The following is a 19,604-nucleotide window of genomic DNA, read 5'->3' on the forward strand; positions in this document are numbered from 1 at the left end:
TAATAAGGCATCAAAAAGCCTCCATTCGATACATAGATGCATCGAATGGAGGCTTCCTAATTTACTATTGTGCCAAAAGTGATTCAACCACCGAATCAGAAATAGCTCCTTCTCCACCAAGAATGTAATACATATCAGTAACCGGAGCAAACATAGCAAGAGTATCCATCGTTGTAAACTGTGCCTCTTTCGGATGAGTCAACACCACGGGATTTCCTTCTACCGCTGCCAGTGCAGAACCAGCCAGGGCATCAGGATAGTTCTTACCTGTTGCGATGAACGGTGTGGACATGTTCAATTCACCAGCGAAATAGCTTATGATGCTGCTATTCGTTTCGTAACGGTCACTTCCGCTTAATCGCTCATAGTTCATGAACTCCTCAACAACCGTTTCCGGAATAGCTGATTCTCCGCCGATAACGTAGAACTGCTCAAACATGCTCTCTTCCATATAACTGCGAACAGAATCCGGTGTTCCACTTTTCTTTGTTAATAAAATCGGCATTTCCAAGGAAGCCGCTATCGGGGCTATGGAAAGGGCGTCCGCAAAGCTTTGCCCGGTTGCTACGACTGCTCGATCTGTAAAACCTAACTGTTCTGCGATCTTCACGGATGTTTCATAACGATCGGCTCCGCTGATGCGTGAAATCGTCTTGATTCCTAAATCCTTTACTTCTTTCTCGACGTTGGCTGTAATAACCGATTTACCCCCAACCAGAATCACCTTTTTCACTTTCAGGCGATTCAATTCGTCCTTCACCGACTCAGGAAGGGTTGTCGTATTGGTTAACAATAATGGTGCGTTGTGGTGATAAGCAAGAGGTGTGGCGCTTAATGCATCAGGGTAATTACGCCCCGTTGCGATGACCGCTACATCAGATTGCTCCCAGCCGTTACTTGAAACCTTCACTGCCGTTTCATAACGATCAGTTCCAAAAATTCTCTCCTTGCCTATATCCGCTTGATCGATTCCTGTAACGGCACCTAAGGCATCCAACCTTCCCCAGCCGGATACAGTATCATAACCCGGAAGAATCAATTCTGCAGGATATGGATACTCATCTTCGTAATAATAGCCGTTACCTGGGTTATCTTCTTCGTCGAATGTAATATCGACAGATGTTCTTGTTAATACTCTCTCTACTTGAGCGGGAGTTAACGCAGCATCATGGGATAGCAATAAACCCGCTACGGCAGCCACATGTGGTGTCGCCATAGAGGTTCCACTCATATAGGTCACGTTTCCATCTGGTACCAGACTTGGAATATCTGTTCCCGGTGCCACAAGATCAATCCCATTTCCAAAGTTTGAGTAATCTGAAACAAGGTCCATATTGTTCGTCGCTCCAACAGAAACAACATATTTGGATGAACCAGGGTACGAAATTTCTTCCATTCCGTCATTACCTGTTGCGGCAACCACGGTCACTCCATGGTCATGAGCGTATTTCAATGCGTATTCAATGACACGGCTGTAAGAACCGCCAAGACTTAAATTAATGACCTGGGCTCCGTGATCGACTGCATACTTGATTCCATAAGCGATTTGTTCTGTATCACCGCTTCCGGAAGCATCAAGTACTTTAACAGGAAGAATCTTCGTGTGAGGATTGATTCCTGCCATCGAATAGTGATTATTCGCTTCTGCTGCAATGATTCCGGATACATGGGTTCCATGACCGTGGTCATCCATCGCGTCTGAGCTGCGGCTGACAAAATTATAGCCATCGTTCTTTAGCACTTGATCGCTCAGATCTGCCAGCGTGTGGTCTACACCCGTATCCACTACAGCAATGATTGTATCTTCAAGATTTTTTTCTTTCAGAAGCTCCTGAAGCTGCTCGTACTGAATATCGGCATCGGGGTTCCCACCATTGTCTCCGTTATTTTGTAGAGACCATTGATAAGGATATTGAGCATCGGATGACAGTGTTTTGTATTGTTGGACAGGCTCAACAAACTCGACTTCAGGCAGCTTTGCAATCTCTTTTGAAGTAGCTTTTAATGAGGCGGTAGATACTTTATCGGAACCGTCGCCATCGACTTCTATCATATACAGATTGGAGAAGAATGAATCCTTCGTCTTAAGTGGGGAAATCGATTCAACACTCATTGACTTGGTCTTCCCCTGAATACTTGCTGCATCTTTGTTATCTTTTAATTTCACGATTATACGATTGCTGACAGCCTTAGTAGGTGATAGACCAGCTTTGGTCAGAATCGAAGAAACCGTTGAATTCGTAAGCTTTGAAATCCCTACTTCTTTACCTGTGTTCTCTATTTTCTCCTGGATGAACCCAGGTGTCGATTCAATTGCATTATTGTACAGGTTATTGATCGCTTTTTGATCTTCTTTCGTGATTTTATATGAACTTGCACTGCCATTAGCCGCAACATCGGCAAACAAGTCCTTTAATTGAACAAGATCATGGTAGACGTTATCTCGCAGTGTTTTACTGAAGACCATTTTCGAGCTGATAAAGGGAGCCGCTTTGTAATAAAGAGCCGACAAATCCTGACCTTTTTCCGTTTTCGCTAAGACCGTTTCACGAACGGTACGTAAATCTCTTAAAATACTTTTTCCATTTTCTCTTTCATTCGTGCTTAACTCCGCTGGACACTCCTCAGCAATGGCTTCATCAGAAGGAGGTAACGTAATGCCATCGTAACTGATCGTGTATGGAATCACCATATCTTCAAACTCTTCTTCGAACTCTGCATACTCTTCTTCTGTTCCATAGGACTCAATCTTAATATAGTAAGGACCGACCCAGGAAATTGGGAAGTCAATGATCGCTGGTTCATTCTGATAAGAATAACCCATATATCGATCAAAGGCTCGATTATCGATAGCATTTTCCAGACTGGAATAAACCGTCACATTTAATTCCAGTTCTGATTGAAGCTTCATTCGTAAATGGGTATAATCTGTCATTTCACTTTCAGAAGGATCAACCTTATACCAATGAACGTTTTCAGAGACATCGAATTCCCCATCGACCGGTGTCCCAATCGTCAACGTTCCTTCCTCATTCGGTACACCAGACTCTTCCGCCTTGGTTTCCATCACGGAAAACTGGCTGAAAATTAACGAAAAAACGAAAACCAAAGCTACTAAACTACGAATCCTCTTTTTCATGTAGAACCTCCACCAATGTAAAATTAAACTACAGAATCTATTAAACCACAGAAATCATTAAATGGAAATATTTTATATTTTAAGGAAAAATATGTCGTGCACGTCCGGTTTTCAAGTCACTATTTTAAGGATAATATCTACTCCATTTAACCCATCATTTTATTTCCGCCACACCAAATGGAGGCACAACCTTCAAAAAAAGAGCCAGCCACTGTTCATGATGAACAATGGCTGGCTCTATCAATAATAGAGGTCCGTCCCTCCTTATAACTGGGTCAGGAACATGGACAATGCCGGGAAGTAAGTGATGAGTAATAGGTCTAATACCATGACAATAATGAAAGGTGTGACTGCCCGGATTAATTTATCATAGGAGACATCTGCGATCCCTTTGACGATAAAGAGGTCTAATCCTACTGGAGGTGTGATTAACCCGATGGAAAGATTCACAACCATTACGACTCCGAAAAAGACAGGATCGATTCCTACTCCCATGGCGATCGGCAGAAGCAGCGGTGTCAAGATCGTAATCGCAGCAGAAGCGTTTAAGAAGCAGCCTGCGATAAAGAATATAATATTGAACATGAGTAATATGAGTAACTTATTGTCCGAGATGCTTGTCACAAGTTGGGTTAGTTGTTGCGGAATCTGTTCTGCTGTCAAGAGCCATCCGAATAAGTTGGCCGCTGCGATAATAAATACGACCATCGCCGTCATCTTACCCGCTCTAAGGAATGATTCGGGTATGTCCTTCCAATCCATATCTTTATAAACGAACTTGTTAATAAAGAACGCATACGCCGCGGCTGCAGCACCCGCTTCGGTTGGAGTGAAGATCCCTCCACGAATCCCGAAAATGATGATCAGCGGCAGGACGAGAGCAAGTGCCCCTTCGAATAATGTACGCCTAAACGTAGTGAATTCAAACTTTCCTGCTTCTTCGGAGTAGTTATTCTTCCTTGTAATCCAATAATTTAACATCATGATGGAAAGACCGATAATGATTCCCGGGACAATCCCTGCCGTAAATAGATCCCCGATTGATACACCCGCTGTAACTCCATACACGATCATGGGAATGGAAGGGGGAATGACCACTGCGATCGTACCTGCACTCGCTACCGTAGCAGCAGCGAAGCCTTTGTCATATCCCTTTTGCTCCATCATGGGGATCATCATCTTCCCGACTGCTGCCGTGTCAGCAGCCCCTGAACCTGAAATTCCTGCAAAAAACATACTCGTTAACGTGGATACCTGTGCCAAGCCTGCACGGATCCAGCCAACCGTTGCAAAGGCAAAAGCCGCAATCCTCCGTCCCATGCTTCCCGACATCATGAATTCTCCTGTCAGCATAAAGAACGGGATGGCCAGTAGTGGAAATGAATCCGTCGATGTGATCAACCTCTGAGGAATGACTTCCAGTGGTACATAATAAATGCTTGCCAGAAATCCGGCTACGGAAGCCCAGATGAGAGAAATGGCGATCGGGACTCCTATCAGCATCAAAAGAAACAAAATACCAAGAGCTACTACGGCAACAGTCATACTATCTCCCCCTTTTCATTAACTTATATTTGTTTGCTGCTGAACTTCTTCTACCTTCATCGCATCTTGGACGTCAACTTTTCCCTGTCTCACATCATATATATTGTTTACAGAATGGATAAGGCAGATAATTGAGCTGAACAGTACTGTAACGTAGATGAGTGTCATGTTGATCCCCATTGCGGGAGAGATTTGCAGATTCGTATATTGCAGGATTCTCGCGCCAAAAAATATGAGGAAAAGAAACAGAGCTGAGTTTATCGCTTCCATAAAATAATGAAGATACTTCTTGGGCTTTTCAGATAAATAATGATGCAGGATTTCCACTTGGGCATGACCTTTTGCTTTGTATACAATACCTATACCTAAAAATACAATCCACACAAATAAATAACGAATGAGTTCTTCCGCCCATGTCAAGTTAAATACTGAAAAGTCAACCATGGGCAAAGCTTCATTTAAGATTGTGCTTTGAAGAACAAAACGGGAAAAAACCTGATATACCGTGATAACGAATGCAACCATAAAGAACCCTATCATAACCCATCGACTGATCCGATCTACCCTATTACTCAATTGAGAGATGAACTGTTTCAACATATAGCCCCCTTTTATTCCCTTAGACTTTCTATCTTTTCAAATAACTCTTTTCCAATAGATTCTTCAAACTCCTTGTATACAGGCTCAACTGCTTTTCTGAATGACTCTCTGTCAGGATTTTCCTCAATCTGAATGTCTGTCTTCTTTAAATCCTCGAGTAGTTTCTTTTCATCTTCAAGAGCTGCCTGTCGTTCATATTGGACGGCTTCCTTTGCAGCGTCATCGACTACTTCTTGTAGATTTTCCGGGAGGGTGTCAAAGGTTGTTTTACTCATGATGAATACGGCGGCATCGTAGTTGTGGGCGGTTAAGGATAAGTATTGTTGGACTTCGTTGAATTTATTAAGGTAGATCTGAGCCAGTGGATTTTCTTGGCCGTCTACCACATGCTGCTCTAAAGCAGTATACAATTCCCCGAACGGGATGGGGACAGGAGTTGAATCCAGTGATTTGATGAATGAGATATAGGGTGGTGATTCTTGAACACGGAGCTTTAAATTCGCTGCATCAGCGCTCGTTTTAATGGCCTTCTTGTTATTTGTCATATGTCTCCAGCCGTTTTCCATATAACCTAGATTAATGAGTCCTCTATTCTCCAAATCGGAGGCAATTTCGTTTCCAATCTCACCATCCAGCACTTTGAAAGCATGTTCCCTGCTTTCAAATAGGTATGGAAGATTAAGAAGATTGAACTTCGGTGCAAAGTTGGTGACAGGAGCGACAGAACCTATGTGGAAATGAATGGATCCAATCTGGGCACCTTCAATTTGATCACGGCCGTTCCCTAACTGACTGCTCGGAAAAATATCAATTTGAATCTTTCCGTCCGATCTTTCTTCTACCAGCTCTTTAAACTTTAACGCCCCTTTGTGATAAGGATGCGTTTCCGTCTGCAGATGACCAAGCCTCAGCACATATTCTGCAGGTCGTTCATTTCCTTTTGCCATGTTTGAACATCCACTTACCAGGATCATCATGATGATGGTTAGAAATGCCACGTACTTTTTCATGTAACACCCTCCTACTAACAAAATGTAAACCCTTACAATTTTCTGTAGATGAAATGATTACATTCTAGATGTTAAAAAACCCTCAGCATAAAGTCATGACATAGCCATCATCATGACTTCTTCAAGTCCAAAGGGTGACAAAGATTAACCTAATAAAGGAATTCCATGCTATGTATTCTTGACTGTCCATTTCAAGTCCTTCAAATTTAAAAACAATGGGACTTAGGGAACACTTTAGCATTTTCCACACTTAGGTACAGTCACCCAACCACTACCACTTATTTTATTTTCAATTTTCTAAAAAATCAATACTTTTTCATGATTTACAAAAAAATAATCGTTGAATGAACAAGTTAAAAGTGGTTTAATTAAAATATATTGGTTGGGTCACTGTACCATTCGCGTATTTTATAAGTCTATAAGGGGGTTTTGAAGTGAGTCCGATTGGAGCTGCCAAGACGAAAGAATCGTCTGTTTCCTTGGAATCCAGAAAGATGCGTAAATCATTACGTTTGAAAAAGGGTTGGATGAAAGGAGTTATCTTAACATTAGTGCTTGCTTTACTTGCGGGGATTATAGCCGATTATCCCATCTTCTCAGTCATGGGAGTGATGATCCTTTCCATTCTACTCGGGATGAGCTGGAAGGGATTGATGGAAGTACCTGCAGATGCAGCCTCAGGGATCACCTTCAGCAGCAAAATTCTATTAAGGGCCGGTATAATCCTGATGGGATTACGATTAAACTTTGAACAAATCCTTTCCGCCGGCTTCTCCATTGTAATCATTGATGTTGTAGTCATTGTGTTCACTTTGGTTTTTATGATGTATCTGGGAAAGCTTCTGTCCATTGATCGTCATCTCTCTACTTTGATTGCAGTCGGAACGGCCGTTTGTGGAGCTGCAGCCATAGTCGCGGTTGCGCCGCTGATAGGAGCAAAAAAGGAACTGACTGCTATTTCAGTGGCATTCATTGCCATTATGGGAACGATTGTAACGATATTCTATACGTTTTTATACCCAGTACTCGGCTTCAATCCATATGAATACGGTGTTTTGACAGGTGCTACCCTCCATGAATTGGCCCACGTGATTGCAGCTGCTGCACCTGGTGGAGACGTCAGCAGTGATACAGCCATTCTGGTTAAGCTTGGGAGAGTTGCCCTTCTTATTCCTGTTGCCATAGTGTTAGGCTCCATCTACTCCAAAAAAAGCGGGAAAACCCCTGCACAAAAGCGGACATTCAAGGACTTACCCGTTCCTTGGTTCATTTTCGGATTCCTGTTCATGTGCTTAATCAATACCGTGGGAATCCTTCCTGACGCATTTACACAAATGCTTATCGCATTAAGTATTTTACTCTTATCCATGGCAATGGCCGGTTTGGGCCTTAGCGTCAATTTCTCGGAATTCAAGAAACTAAGCTCTAAGGTGCTGGTCACAGGTGTCCTAGGATCTTTTGCTTTAATACTATTGGGGATTCTCCTTACTAAGTTGTAAAAGGGAAAGTGCCAAATGTTTCACTAGAGGTTGAGCCACTCGACATGGTACACTGAATATACAGAATAATACCTGTCATGACATGTATCTATTCATATGAGAATCAGAACATTTTCAAATCTAAGAGGGTTTACTCAACCTGATAAAAGCTACCATTTCACAGATGGATAGGGGCGATTGTATGCAATTAAATCGAAAAGGCATATCTGAACAAGTGGCAGATAGCATAAAGAAGAAAATACAAGATGGGGAATTTAAAGTCGGGGACAAAATTCCCGGAGAACGGGAAATGGGGATCGAGCTTTCCGTCAGCCGGAATACGGTGAGAGAAGCATATAAGATCCTGGAAGCTTACGGTTATATAACAGCGAAACACGGAACAGGTGTATTCGTTGCAACACCTGAACATCAGATACAAAAAATGACAGAAGCCTTTTTTGTATCTTCTGATCAAATTAATGATTTTTTCTCTGTGCGTAAGATTCTCGAAGAATGGACGGTAAAATGGTCCATTGAAAACTCCAACGAAGAGCAATTCCGTGAACTAGAACACATCCTGGAAGAAGCCAATGAGATCCTGAGAGCTGGCGAAGTGAACTATGAAAGACTGGCAGAGCTTGACCATAAATTTCATTTAACATTAGCGAACAATTCAAATAACATTGTTCTCATCCGAATCATGAATTTCCTGATTGATCTATTATCAGAATCACGTACCAAGTCGATCCAAATTCCCGGCAGAGCCTTACAGTCGGTCCAAGAGCATGCCAAGATACTGGAAGCCATGAAACAAAACAATATTAATCTGGCACAGAAATATATGAAAGAACATATAGAGAGCGTGGAACATTCCATTAAGGAAAATATAGATTCCCTTTAACCTCACATTGAAAGAGCCGGCTTCCCCACCTGGGAAGCCGGCTCTTTTGGGTTATCTGTTGATGGGTTGTTGAGAAGACAATGGGGCAGGGAGTTCAACTCCAAATTGGCTGCCTAATGAGCACAATTCTTCCACTACACTTTCGGATAACTGCACTCCTTCCCGTTGACGTTTATCCCATTCCCTTTTTCTTCTTTCCCCCGGGTAACGGATTTCATCGTTTCCTGTGACTTTCGGGACAGCTTTCATTTCTTCTAATAAGTTTTTAATAGAATCAAAGAATACATTCAGGTTGATGAACTTTTCTATATCCATGAGAATGAAAAAGTGACCCACATTTGCGTTTTCCTTTTCCTCATCCTCATAAATACTCTTCACATGCGGACCAAATGCCGCCCCCGTTAAGAGACCAGTCAATATTTCGACAGCCAGTGCCAGGGCTGACCCCTTTGCTCCCCCTAGAGGCAGGACAGAACCATTCAACGCCGCTTTCGGATCATTAGTCGGTTCCCCTTTTTCATCGATTGCCCATCCTTCTGGAATCGTCTGTCCCTGTTTTTCTGCTAAAATGATTTTCCCTCTTGCTACAACGCTCGTGGATAAATCAATAATGACAGGTTGATCATCCCCCGTAGGAAAACCGAAAGCCATAGGGTTCGTGCCGAAGAAAGCTTCCTTACCTCCCCATGGAGCTATACCAGGAGGTGAATTTGTGAAACCGATACAAGCAAGATTTTGTTCACAAGCCAGTTGACAAAAATATGAAGCCGTCCCGAAGTGATTGCTATTTTTAATCGCGATAGCTGTTACACCGCTCTGTTTTGCCATCTCGATTCCTTTTTTTATCGCCTTATAGCTGATGACATGACCAAGCCCATTATCACCGTTCACTACGAGAACAGAAGGACTTTTTTGCTCCATCTGAATGGTTGGATTCAGGTTGATCCTTTGATCGCTGAACCGTTTTGCATAGATGGAAAGCCTGCTGATACCATGACTATCCACCCCTTCTAGATTAGCCCTTAAAAGGGATTCTGCCACGACTGCAGCATGATCCTCCATCATCCCCATTCCCTCTAACAGCTTTTTGCAAAATTGACGTAAATCAGATTCAGCATACGTAGTCATTTTCTGCTCCTTCTCATCATAATGTTTTCTCCATAAACATGGACTCCCCACACATAAAATGTGCAGGGAGTAAGAAATCAAGCACTGCGATATAACTTCGTCATGACGAATTCTTTATGACCTAATGCTTCTGCACAAGTGAGTCGTCCATTCACCGTACGGCAAATTATTTCCATTAATTGATCTCCCGCTTGCTCCAAGGAAATTTGACGAGAAAGGAGTCCTTGCACATCCACATCAATATGTTCGCTCATCGTACCCGCCGTAATAGGGTTCGCCGTAATTTTCACAACCGGTTCGATCGGGTTGCCGATGATATTTCCCTGGCCAGTCGGGAAAAGGTGCAGGACCGCTCCACCGGCTGCCATGAGAGTAATGCATTCTGCCGCTGCAGAGGACGTATCCATGAAATAAAGCCCGTTTCCATTAGCCGGTGCTTCAGCAGGATCCAATACGCCAATAACCTCTTTCGTTCCGGTCTTGGCAATGTTACCAAGTGCTTTCTCTTCAATGGTAGAAAGTCCTCCGGCAATATTACCTTGAGTAGGCTGAGATCCTAATAAATCGACTCCCTTGGAATCAATTTCACCTACATAGTCATTGTAGACCGCCATGAATTTCTCGTGTAACTCAGGCGTCGCCATCCGATCGCGGATGAGATGTTCGCCACCTGTCAATTCGGATGTTTCTCCGAAGAATACAGTAGCACCGGCTTCTACCAAACGATCGACCGCCTGGGCCACTGTAGGACAGGATCCAAGACCAGTCGTTGTATCAGACTCACCGCACTTGATGCTGACGGTTAAGTCCTTTAGTTCTACCGGTTCTTTCTGAAGCTCCGAAGCCCACTGAACATACTCCTTCGCTTTCCATGAAGCAGCCCGGATCGTTTCTAAATCCCCGTTTCCTTCAATGGAGAAGTACGAAACAGGCTTTCCGGTTTCAGCAATTCCATCAGCAATTTTCTTCGACCAGTTCTCTTCAATTCCAATCACGACCACAGCCGCCACGTTAGGGTTGGAACCTGTTCCGATCATTGTCCTGAAGTGCAGATCAAGATCAGGTCCATACTGAAGTCTTCCGTACGCGTGAGGCAAAGCCATTGTACCTTGGACCTGTCTCGCTACCGCTTCACAAGCAGCATTTGAAATGTCATCCACCGGTAATATAATGACGTGATTACGAATTCCAACTTTACCATTTTCTCTGCGATAACCATATAATGTTTGTTCCATCCTTACCACCTCGCCGTTTTAATGTTATGAGTGTGGACGTAGTCGCCTACTTCCCATTTTTCCGTTGTAATACCGATTTGAACCCCATATTTTAACACTGGCTCATCCTTATTTAAAGAAACCAATGAAATCTTATGGCCTAATGGAACATCCCCTTTTGAGGTGACTTTCACTTCTGAATTGTCATCCATGAAGATTCCCACAACCTTTTCCCCTGCTGCAATCGGTGACGTGGCAACTCCTACATGATCACCATTGTGATGGATTAGAAACTTATGAGTGCTCACCGCTTTTGAATCTTGAGCATTTCTTTCCGTAACCGTACCTGCCTGACTATTGTGACTCATTATGGTGCCTCCTTTTATATTGGTTGAGTGACCCAACCACTTAATATATCTTTATTAAACCACCTATCAATCTGTTAGTCAATGAGATTGTTTAAATTTTCAGAATTTGTTTTTCGACAATTTACACGGTGCAGAGAGAACGCTCGCCTTTTAATACTTTCCCAATTTCCTTTGCCACTAAAAAGGACGTACGGACTTGGGACTCTTCTGTCAATCCTGCGATATGAGGAGTGATGGTGACGTTTTCACAAAGAAGGAGAGGATGTGAGCCCAGTATCGGTTCACGTTCTAGTACATCCAGGTAAGCTCCTGCTATTTGTTGATTCTGCAAGGCTGAAGCCAGGGCTTGTTCATCAATGATGCCACCTCTTGAAGTATTAATAACATAAGAAGATGGCTTCATTCTATTTAATTCAGCTGTTGAAAGGAGATGCTGCGTTGATGGCGTAAGAGGGACATGGAGGGAAATGAAATCTGATTCCACCAACAATTCTTGAAGGGTTTCTTTTACATCTACACCGGTTTCAGAAACCACATGATCATACTCTGTGATGAACGGATCATACCCGATGATGTTCATGCCAAATGCATTGGCGCGCTTCGCTACACGGTGAGAAATTTCCCCAAGACCGATCAATCCAAGGGTTTTCTGATAAAGCTCCCCACCTGTATATTTCTTTCGATTCCACTGTCCGTTGCGAACATCGGAACTTGCCAAATGGAGGGGTCTTGATGAGCTTAGAATCGCTGTGAGTACATATTCCGCTACAGAAGTTGCGTTGGCATGACGGGCAAACACTACCGGAATATCTTTCTCTTTCGCCCGTTTAACATCAATATTATCCAACCCGACCCCGAGCCTGCCGATTGCCTTAATGCGGGTGCCTGCTTCCATTAATTCTTCGTCAACGATTGTCTGGTTTCTTACAATCACCGCATCGTATAAAGGAAGAACTTGAAGCAACCTTTCTCTATCGTTCCAAAGGGTTTCATCATAGTCGACCTCAAACCCTTGATTCTTCAGCTCTTCAATTCCTTCTCTCCAGATTAACTCTGTGATCAATGCTTTCATTTAGAATCCTCCCTTTTGATAGTCACCACATTATGGTTTGGTCACCCAACCAATATCTACTTATCATTTAATCACTTCGCGTTTGCCTGGTCAATTATTTTTTGAATATTCTTTATGTTCCCGACCGGTTCTACCTAAATACAAAACCCCTCCTATAAATGCACCTTTACTTTTCCTCCCAATTATTTTTAAACAAACGTTTGATTAATCAAATCCACCCCTCTCACAGCAATGTTAGGACAGTTAAGCGATCGTTTAACATACAAGAGAAAGTCCTGGACTATGTGAAAATAGCACAGGACCCTTTCGAATCGATTCAATCATCTTTATACTCCACTAACTTTTCTACAACTCCACTCTCATCTCAACTGCACCTTCTCCACCAAATACCATGAAGTGCTTCTTGATGGGACCTTCACTTCAGCAAATGCTATCATTTCTACCATCAATAATGCATTGTCAGTGCTCCGGTTAACACTTTCAAAGAATGTTTCAGAATTTTTTCAAGTTCGTTCACCTCTCTATTTTGGCAATCCAATTATAGGTGTTTACTAAGATTTCAGGATATTCCTCCTACTTTCAATCGACAAAACCCGCAATCTCATCCTTTTGGAGTGGTTTTGTCAGTTCCGGTCGTTACACCTGCAAATTTTGTAATAAAAATAAATAACAATCCCTATATATTCGAGATCTTTTATAGTGGAAAATAAAATAAAAAAGCATAAGGGGAGTGAAGATCATAATGAAGATGATCCATAAGTTTCTCGCCACTTACTATTACACCCTGATACAGGACTGTCTTGATGAAAAAATGAAAGAACACCTGCTCCGGAAACTACACTATCATGAATCAAAATTAAGTACGTAGAAAGATCTCGCTTGTTTCGTCTACTTTTTAATTCTTATAATGACCTTTTTTCAATCAATAAAAAAGCCCTCAACCGCAATGGATTGAAGACCTCGGAGAGCTATCCCCTTATAAAATACTTCATTAAATAATCGAGCCAGACCTTATTTCCTTTTTCGTTAGGTATATTTTCCTCTGTTAAATAGTCCTTTAATTCTTTACTATTGTAATCCGGCCATGCATCCCAATGATTAAGATAAACGTATTTTTCCCCTCTGGAATGCTTTTCTAAATCAGTTTCTTCCTGAGGGTAGTAATAAGCACCTGCAATTGGATTGGCCGGTTGGATGATGAATGTGATTTCAGGATTCTGTTTCTTGAAATCTCCAAGAATCGTCTCAAGGTTGTTAATGCGGTTCGACATTCTTATTTCCCCGTTGTCATTCAGTAGAAATGGTTCCAGCAAGAGAATATCCGGCTTCATATCAGCCAGTGGTTTATGTAATTCCTCCTTCACAACCTGTTGGGAAGTTTTTTCGGCGATTTCTTTCAATGTCACTTTTATCAAATCGTGGCCGTACCTGTCGAGCAGTGCCTTTTCTAGTTCTTTCGGCCACGCCCCTTCCTTCCCAGAAGTAGAAGAAGAGCCAAGAAGCATCAGGTGGACTGGTTCGTCTCCCTCAATCTTTTTCTTAAACGTTTCTTTTAATTCTGGCGGAAGATAATTCAACTTGTCTAATTTCACCAGTCTATTCTTCACTTCTTCAGCCGCAACTTTTTCCTCATCCTCTTCTTTCTTCTCTTCCATATTCATACCTGTTCGATAACCCGATACTTTTTCCGTATGACCTTTCACCTGAACAGCCGAAACCCTTTGATCCCAATGGTACTTACCGCCCGCTAATGTAGATAATGTGACTATGGCCAGAACCCCCAACCAAAACTTCCTCATACTCATCCCCCATAACGTAAAGTCTATGAATCATATGATAGAGGAGATAGAGTACAGAATTTGTATATACGTGTAGATGGAGGTTCGAAAAGTTACGACAAAATAATTGGTTTTATTTGGGTTTTAAATAAACATATTAGACTAGTAGCCGATATTAAACAGGAATATATTATGAATATCAGGAGCTAGTAAGATGACAATAATGAAGAATATAACCAAAGGGCTGATTACCTTCTTCTTCCTTGGACTCGTTATGCTTAAAGCACTGGAATGGTCGCTCTATCTCTTTGTGGCAAAACCCGCTGCTGAAGAAGTTGCTTATGATGTGGCATCCTATGTTGAAGCGAATGATCGATTCTTTAGCGAAGACACTTTGAACGAATACCTGGCCGATTATAAGAAAAAGGATATGCAGATAAGAGTTCTCTTTAATCAACATCCTGATGACAAAAGGTTCGTGGTGAAAGTAGATGTAACGGCAAATTGGGATAGTATTTATTCCCCTACTGCCTATTTTCAAACGAGAGGTGTTAACTTCGGAGAATCTCCCATTCAATCTATATTCGCAAGATTTGATAGTCAATCCGATAACTTTTCTAACCATATAACCCCGATGTCCGAGGCACCCATTCAATCAGAAACAGTCTCTGCTCAAGAAGAAAAGAAAACCGTTAAGCCCGTCAAAGCTAAACCAATAGAGGAAAATACGGCAGCCCCACCTGTTAAAGATGAGGACATAAGGGAACTAGTGGAAAATTATGTTGTATTAGGTATGGAGGCAATCAGAAAGGAAGACTTTTCATCCATCGAACCTTTATTGGATCCTTACGGAAAAATGTATAAAGAAAGCCAGGAATCGGTTAAGACGATTAATCGAAGGGGTTTGAAAGAAGAAGTGCTCACCGTTCAAGTTCAACGTATCACGGAAAATACCCCGTCCGAATTCACTGCCGATACATATGAAGAATTCAAGATCACTTATCAAGACGGCACAGAAATGATCAAAGGATTTACTAGTTCCTATCGGATTATAGCCTTAGAGAACAATCGCTTAGTCATGAATGAAACCATCAGTGTAAAAGAAGTGTTCTCTGAAGAAGTCCAGGCACAGAGAGAAAGATTGCCAATTGAGATAATAAAAGATACGTGTATCAGTTGTCACGGAAGCTACTTGGAAGGCGGAGCAGGTCCTGGCTTGGTCGGGTTAAGTCAAAGGATGTCAGAAGAAAACATAATCACCATTTTGGAAAATGGGAATGATAATATGCCTGCTGGACTTGTATCTCCTGACGAAGCGAGGCTATTGGCTGATTTCCTAATAAACTTAGAAGAATACGGACATGATTAATCCAGTGTATGGATAAAAAAGCCAATCCATTGTCTAATACACAATGGATTGGCTTTTTAATTCACAGGCACCAATTCAAACTGACCATTCTCACGTTTTACCCGGTACACACCTTCCGAAATTTCATGGTCTGTATACGGAGATAACCCATCTTTCAAATAGGCATCACTTTCCAGCACCATCAAGAAATCCGATTTCATCAATACTTCCAATAAGTAAGCGAGCTGATCTTCTTTTTCAACCCCTTTGATGAAAGAATAGTTCATCGACAATTGTTCATACTTGATCAAATAGCTGAAATATCCCCCGTCCTCGGCACTTCCCGGACTATAATACGTAATCATAGGTTCTGATACCCCTGATGTTTTAATCAGAGAAGAGAACTCTTTCACGTCCCCCCGAAGTTCAACATGTGCTTCCGGACGTGTCACCAGGACTTCCAGGTGTCCGATGTAGGGCAATAAGAAGCAGGCCGCCAACAAGATACCCGTCACCCGTCTGAAGGACTTCGCATAATTGGACCACACATACACAATCGATGTCATGAGCAATCCGCCTACATACACGGTAATGGTCGACTGATAACGGTTAAATCCTGCAAGTCTGGACGCTTCATTTTCCGGCATCAGATATACATACATATAATATAAAGAACAAGTATAAAGTAGGTAGAAGAGATTAAATTGGACAACAGAATATACAAGTTCCTTCGGTAATTTACGCTTCATACTGACAATTAATATAAGAGCGGTCAGATTCATCACCAATAATGACATCACATGAGGAGAAGACAAGGGGTTCAATGCAGCATTCATCATCATCCCATCAAAACTTGCCAGGAACTCATCCGATTTTTGGATATCCTTCAGTTTATCCTCCGTAATTGCAAACTTATTATCCCCATAACTCTCGCTATAAGCATTTATCGTATAAGTATGCCAAAGTATATTCATCACTAAAGGAAGAACCATCAATAAAGCCAATGAAGCATATGGCATGACCTTATCGATTCTCTTTTCAATCCCTTCCCGGTGTGATGCAATCAATATTCCTGACATAGCAATGCCGTTAAACAGGAGGAAGACCTTCCCGCTATCCTTTAATAGAATCAAAAAGAGTACGATTGGAAGATTCACCAGCAACATTCTTTTCCAATCTTTCCGGTAAAAATATGCCATAATAGGAACAGCTAAAGCGACTGATCCCAAGATGATATCAACCAATAAACTGTAGAAGATCTTTGCATTCACTAACAGGAGTGTTAAGGAAATGACCCAAGGCAGAATAACCGTCCACGGTTTCTTCCAGGAACTCCACGTGAAAAGAACAGTGAATCCAGCCATCGTCATGAACCCCTGCGCCATCAACGCCAAACTCTCATGGAATCCTAATCGTTCAAGAAAATAATAAATAAATACAGCGCTTCCAGGTGGATAGTTCTGAAAAGTCACCAACGTACTGGCATCCGGCAGACCATCAAGCCTTACAATCTCCTTCACCACTAACCCCCAGTGGCTGAAGTCATCATAGTTTAAAAAGAGGCTCCCCCTCATGTAAACCATCACAAACAAAACAGCCAAAGAGAAAAACACCAGCGAAGGATGCGCCAAAGGTTTAAATGATAACTTATTTATAAGGAATAATAGCAGATAAATCAAACATAAAAGTAAACCGGAATAATAGACGAAGTTTGCCGCCGATGGCATACCATTCATCAACCCGGCTCCAAAAAGTACTGTCGTAACACTTGAAAAAAGAAATAACGGTATAAAGGCAGGATGAATCTTCACCTTATATAGGAAAAACAATCCCCATCCGGCTAGGGATAGAAACAATAAGAGTAAGAAAAACATAGAAGTAAACATGAGGCCCCCTGATACGCATAAAACGTTTAATAGATTCACTTATTATACCATTCTTCATTGGCACAACCCATCATACAAACAAGGAAACTCCTTGTTTAAGCTTCTTCCATTTTTCTTCTTTTGTTACTAAACTTTTCAAAGTGATGAAGGCAGAGAAAGACATGGTAGTAGATGAGTGTAGCTGGAACACTATAAATGGCAAAAACCATAGTCAATCCTAACCCATCTGACGTGACGCCAAGGAACAATCCAGGAAAAACAGCTACTATTATATACAACATGAGTTGGAACAAATATACTCTACGCTTAATTCTCAGAGCATCCGTCACCTTATCAATCAGATAACCCCCTAATAGTCCAAACACAAGATAGATGGGAATTGAAGGCATGATCGTCATGACAAAACCATCAATAAAATTCATATAACAACATTCATATTCTCTTTCTTCCATAGGGGTATACATTGCCCACCCCATAAACAGAGCAAAAAACAATGGCGATATGAAAGCCGCCAATGCTTTGTTGTAAAGATCTTTCATTAGACATCACCTGAGATTGTTTTTATATTGTTTATATTACCAGATCCACTTGTGAAACGAATCACATATCCAAATAAAAAAAGAACCCTTTACCATTCGTTTGATAAAAGAGTTCCTTTTCGTTAATGCTCAATTACTCCGACCATACTTCTCACAAGAATCTTACAAAACAGATTATGATCATCATAGTCCAAACTGTACTCCATGCTACGGTAGAGCATTCCACCTTTTAATGGCCAATTGATTCCTCAAGTTTGCCACTTCCAATCAAATCATCGTCAGCAATCCTTTGAAAACGTTCTTCGGATCGCATTTTCAAATTCTGCTTCAGGTACCTGTGACCTTGCATATTTCTTTGTTACATTAATATCCCTATGACCGGCAAGCCTTGATACCACTTCAAGACTGACACCTTGATCGATAAGATGCTGGCAAAATGTATGGCGCAGCTTTTGCGCATTTATATGGAACTTCTTAAGCATATATTGGACCGATCTCTCCGTTAATCGCTCATTCGATTTAGAAACGAACAATGCTTCCTGTGGTTGGATAGCTTCCATATAGTCAGAAAGAGAATGCACTGCTTCTTCCGACAGAGGGATAATCCGTTGATCCCCATGAGTATCCGAAACGCTTACTTGTTTCTTTTGCAGATCCATATCCGCTATATTAAGGGCACAAAGCTCTGATACCCGTATCCCCGTATGAAGCAGCATATACACAATCGCTATATTTCTTTCATTCTCACTTTCCCTTACTTCTGATAAAAGCGCTTCACATTCATACTTAGACAGCGTTTCGATCTCATCCTTTTTGCTTCCTTGTTTAATCTTTATATCAAACGTAATGTCAGGTTTTTTTAAATATTTTGCAAAAGTACGTATCACTCCCAAGATTTTATCCGTCGTGATCGGACTCTTACCCTTTTCTTCTAAAAATAGAATGTAATCCTGAACATCACGATGAGTAATGTCTTTTAACTCTCTGTGATTCTGTTGAAGCCACTTCTCAAATTTCTTAAGCTCCTGATGGTAAGTCGAGATGGTATTTGATGATTTTCCTTCATGTTCAAGCCATGTTAAAAACTGATCAATTGTAGTACTAGAAGATCCTTGCAAGAGTACCACCCTTTCGAATCAAGCCTTTGTTTACTATTATCGTAGAACTTATAGATGAAGAAGTCAACTTCTCCGAACGTAGAAGGGTATAATGAGGGAGGAATAATCCTTTTTTTGAAATTAGAATTTAACCAAGCGACAAAAAAAGAGTAACTCCTAAGAGCTACTCTTTCTTCACATTTGCCTGGCGACGTCCTACTCTCACAGGGGGAGATCCCCCAACTACCATCGGCGCTGAAGAGCTTAACTTCCGTGTTCGGCATGGGAACGGGTGTGACCTCTTCGCCATTGTCACCAGACGAATATTCAATTGAAGGGTTGTTCCTTCAAAACTAGATAAAGAATTGATGTCAAGAAAGCCGAATATCGACCAATTGTTGTTCATTTAAAAAATGACTCTTTGTGGTTAAGTCCTCGATCGATTAGTATCAGTCAACTCCACATGTCGCCATGCTTCCATCTCTGACCTATCTACCTAGT

General features: G+C 41.7%; 15 protein-coding genes and 1 rRNA gene. 3 read left to right on the forward strand and 13 right to left on the reverse strand.

Annotation, left to right across the window (positions count from 1 at the left end; translation table 11 throughout):
• Positions 1–64: 64 nt before the first annotated feature.
• From RSX31_RS16195 to RSX31_RS16210, 4 genes are all read right to left on the reverse strand, one after another.
• The gene (locus RSX31_RS16195; RefSeq protein WP_315635195.1) at positions 65–3,139 is read right to left on the reverse strand and encodes a cell wall-binding repeat-containing protein; all 3,075 of its coding nucleotides are present in this window, start codon (positions 3,137–3,139) and stop codon (positions 65–67) included.
• A gap of 264 nt (positions 3,140–3,403) precedes the next feature.
• The gene (locus RSX31_RS16200) at positions 3,404–4,684 is read right to left on the reverse strand and encodes a TRAP transporter large permease (RefSeq protein ID WP_315635196.1); all 1,281 of its coding nucleotides are present in this window, start codon (positions 4,682–4,684) and stop codon (positions 3,404–3,406) included.
• Between the two features lie 18 nt (positions 4,685–4,702).
• On the reverse strand, positions 4,703–5,281 hold the full coding sequence (locus RSX31_RS16205) for a TRAP transporter small permease (RefSeq protein ID WP_315635197.1): 579 nt from the start codon (positions 5,279–5,281) through the stop codon (positions 4,703–4,705).
• A 14-nt stretch (positions 5,282–5,295) separates the two neighbouring features.
• Entirely contained in the window at positions 5,296–6,294 is a 999-nt protein-coding gene (locus RSX31_RS16210) for a TRAP transporter substrate-binding protein (RefSeq protein WP_148995512.1), read from the reverse strand.
• Between the two features lie 434 nt (positions 6,295–6,728).
• Here RSX31_RS16210 and RSX31_RS16215 point away from each other — a divergent pair, with 434 nt between their 5' ends.
• Positions 6,729–7,793, forward strand: coding sequence for a YeiH family protein (locus RSX31_RS16215; RefSeq protein ID WP_315635198.1), 1,065 nt, complete (start codon positions 6,729–6,731; stop codon positions 7,791–7,793).
• 181 nt (positions 7,794–7,974) lie between these two features.
• Positions 7,975–8,673, forward strand: a complete 699-nt coding sequence (locus RSX31_RS16220) for a FadR/GntR family transcriptional regulator (RefSeq protein ID WP_148995513.1) — start codon at positions 7,975–7,977, stop codon at positions 8,671–8,673.
• Between the two features lie 51 nt (positions 8,674–8,724).
• Here RSX31_RS16220 and RSX31_RS16225 read toward each other — a convergent pair whose 3' ends face one another.
• The 5 genes from RSX31_RS16225 to RSX31_RS16245 form a co-directional block, all read right to left on the reverse strand.
• A complete protein-coding gene (locus tag RSX31_RS16225) occupies positions 8,725–9,801 on the reverse strand; it encodes an Ldh family oxidoreductase (protein WP_315635199.1) in 1,077 nt (358 codons plus the stop codon).
• 77 nt (positions 9,802–9,878) lie between these two features.
• The gene (locus RSX31_RS16230) at positions 9,879–11,036 is read right to left on the reverse strand and encodes a UxaA family hydrolase (RefSeq protein WP_315635200.1); all 1,158 of its coding nucleotides are present in this window, start codon (positions 11,034–11,036) and stop codon (positions 9,879–9,881) included.
• A gap of 2 nt (positions 11,037–11,038) precedes the next feature.
• Positions 11,039–11,383: a UxaA family hydrolase gene (locus tag RSX31_RS16235; RefSeq protein ID WP_315635201.1), complete on the reverse strand. Its 345-nt coding sequence runs from the start codon at positions 11,381–11,383 to the stop codon at positions 11,039–11,041.
• Between the two features lie 121 nt (positions 11,384–11,504).
• On the reverse strand, positions 11,505–12,455 hold the full coding sequence (locus RSX31_RS16240; RefSeq protein ID WP_315635202.1) for a hydroxyacid dehydrogenase: 951 nt from the start codon (positions 12,453–12,455) through the stop codon (positions 11,505–11,507).
• 968 nt (positions 12,456–13,423) lie between these two features.
• Complete coding sequence (locus RSX31_RS16245; protein WP_148995518.1) at positions 13,424–14,254, reverse strand: SGNH/GDSL hydrolase family protein; 831 nt, start codon at positions 14,252–14,254, stop codon at positions 13,424–13,426.
• A gap of 193 nt (positions 14,255–14,447) precedes the next feature.
• Between RSX31_RS16245 and RSX31_RS16250 the strand changes: the two genes are divergently transcribed.
• Positions 14,448–15,602, forward strand: coding sequence for a c-type cytochrome (locus RSX31_RS16250; RefSeq protein ID WP_315635203.1), 1,155 nt, complete (start codon positions 14,448–14,450; stop codon positions 15,600–15,602).
• A 56-nt stretch (positions 15,603–15,658) separates the two neighbouring features.
• Here RSX31_RS16250 and RSX31_RS16255 read toward each other — a convergent pair whose 3' ends face one another.
• The 4 genes from RSX31_RS16255 to rrf form a co-directional block, all read right to left on the reverse strand.
• Positions 15,659–17,467 (reverse strand): hypothetical protein, encoded by a 1,809-nt coding sequence (locus RSX31_RS16255; protein WP_315635204.1) that lies wholly within the window; start codon positions 17,465–17,467, stop codon positions 15,659–15,661.
• Positions 17,468–17,562: 95 nt separating this feature from the next.
• Positions 17,563–18,006 carry a hypothetical protein gene (locus RSX31_RS16260; RefSeq protein WP_148995521.1) on the reverse strand — a complete coding sequence of 148 codons (444 nt, stop codon included), beginning with the start codon at positions 18,004–18,006 and terminating at the stop codon, positions 17,563–17,565.
• Between the two features lie 278 nt (positions 18,007–18,284).
• Complete coding sequence (locus RSX31_RS16265) at positions 18,285–19,124, reverse strand: tyrosine-type recombinase/integrase (RefSeq protein ID WP_315635205.1); 840 nt, start codon at positions 19,122–19,124, stop codon at positions 18,285–18,287.
• A 182-nt stretch (positions 19,125–19,306) separates the two neighbouring features.
• Positions 19,307–19,423, reverse strand: a 5S ribosomal RNA gene (gene rrf, locus RSX31_RS16270).
• Positions 19,424–19,604: the final 181 nt, after the last annotated feature.

This window comes from Rossellomorea yichunensis (assembly GCF_032337515.1).
Classification (GTDB): domain Bacteria; phylum Bacillota; class Bacilli; order Bacillales; family Bacillaceae_B; genus Rossellomorea; species Rossellomorea yichunensis.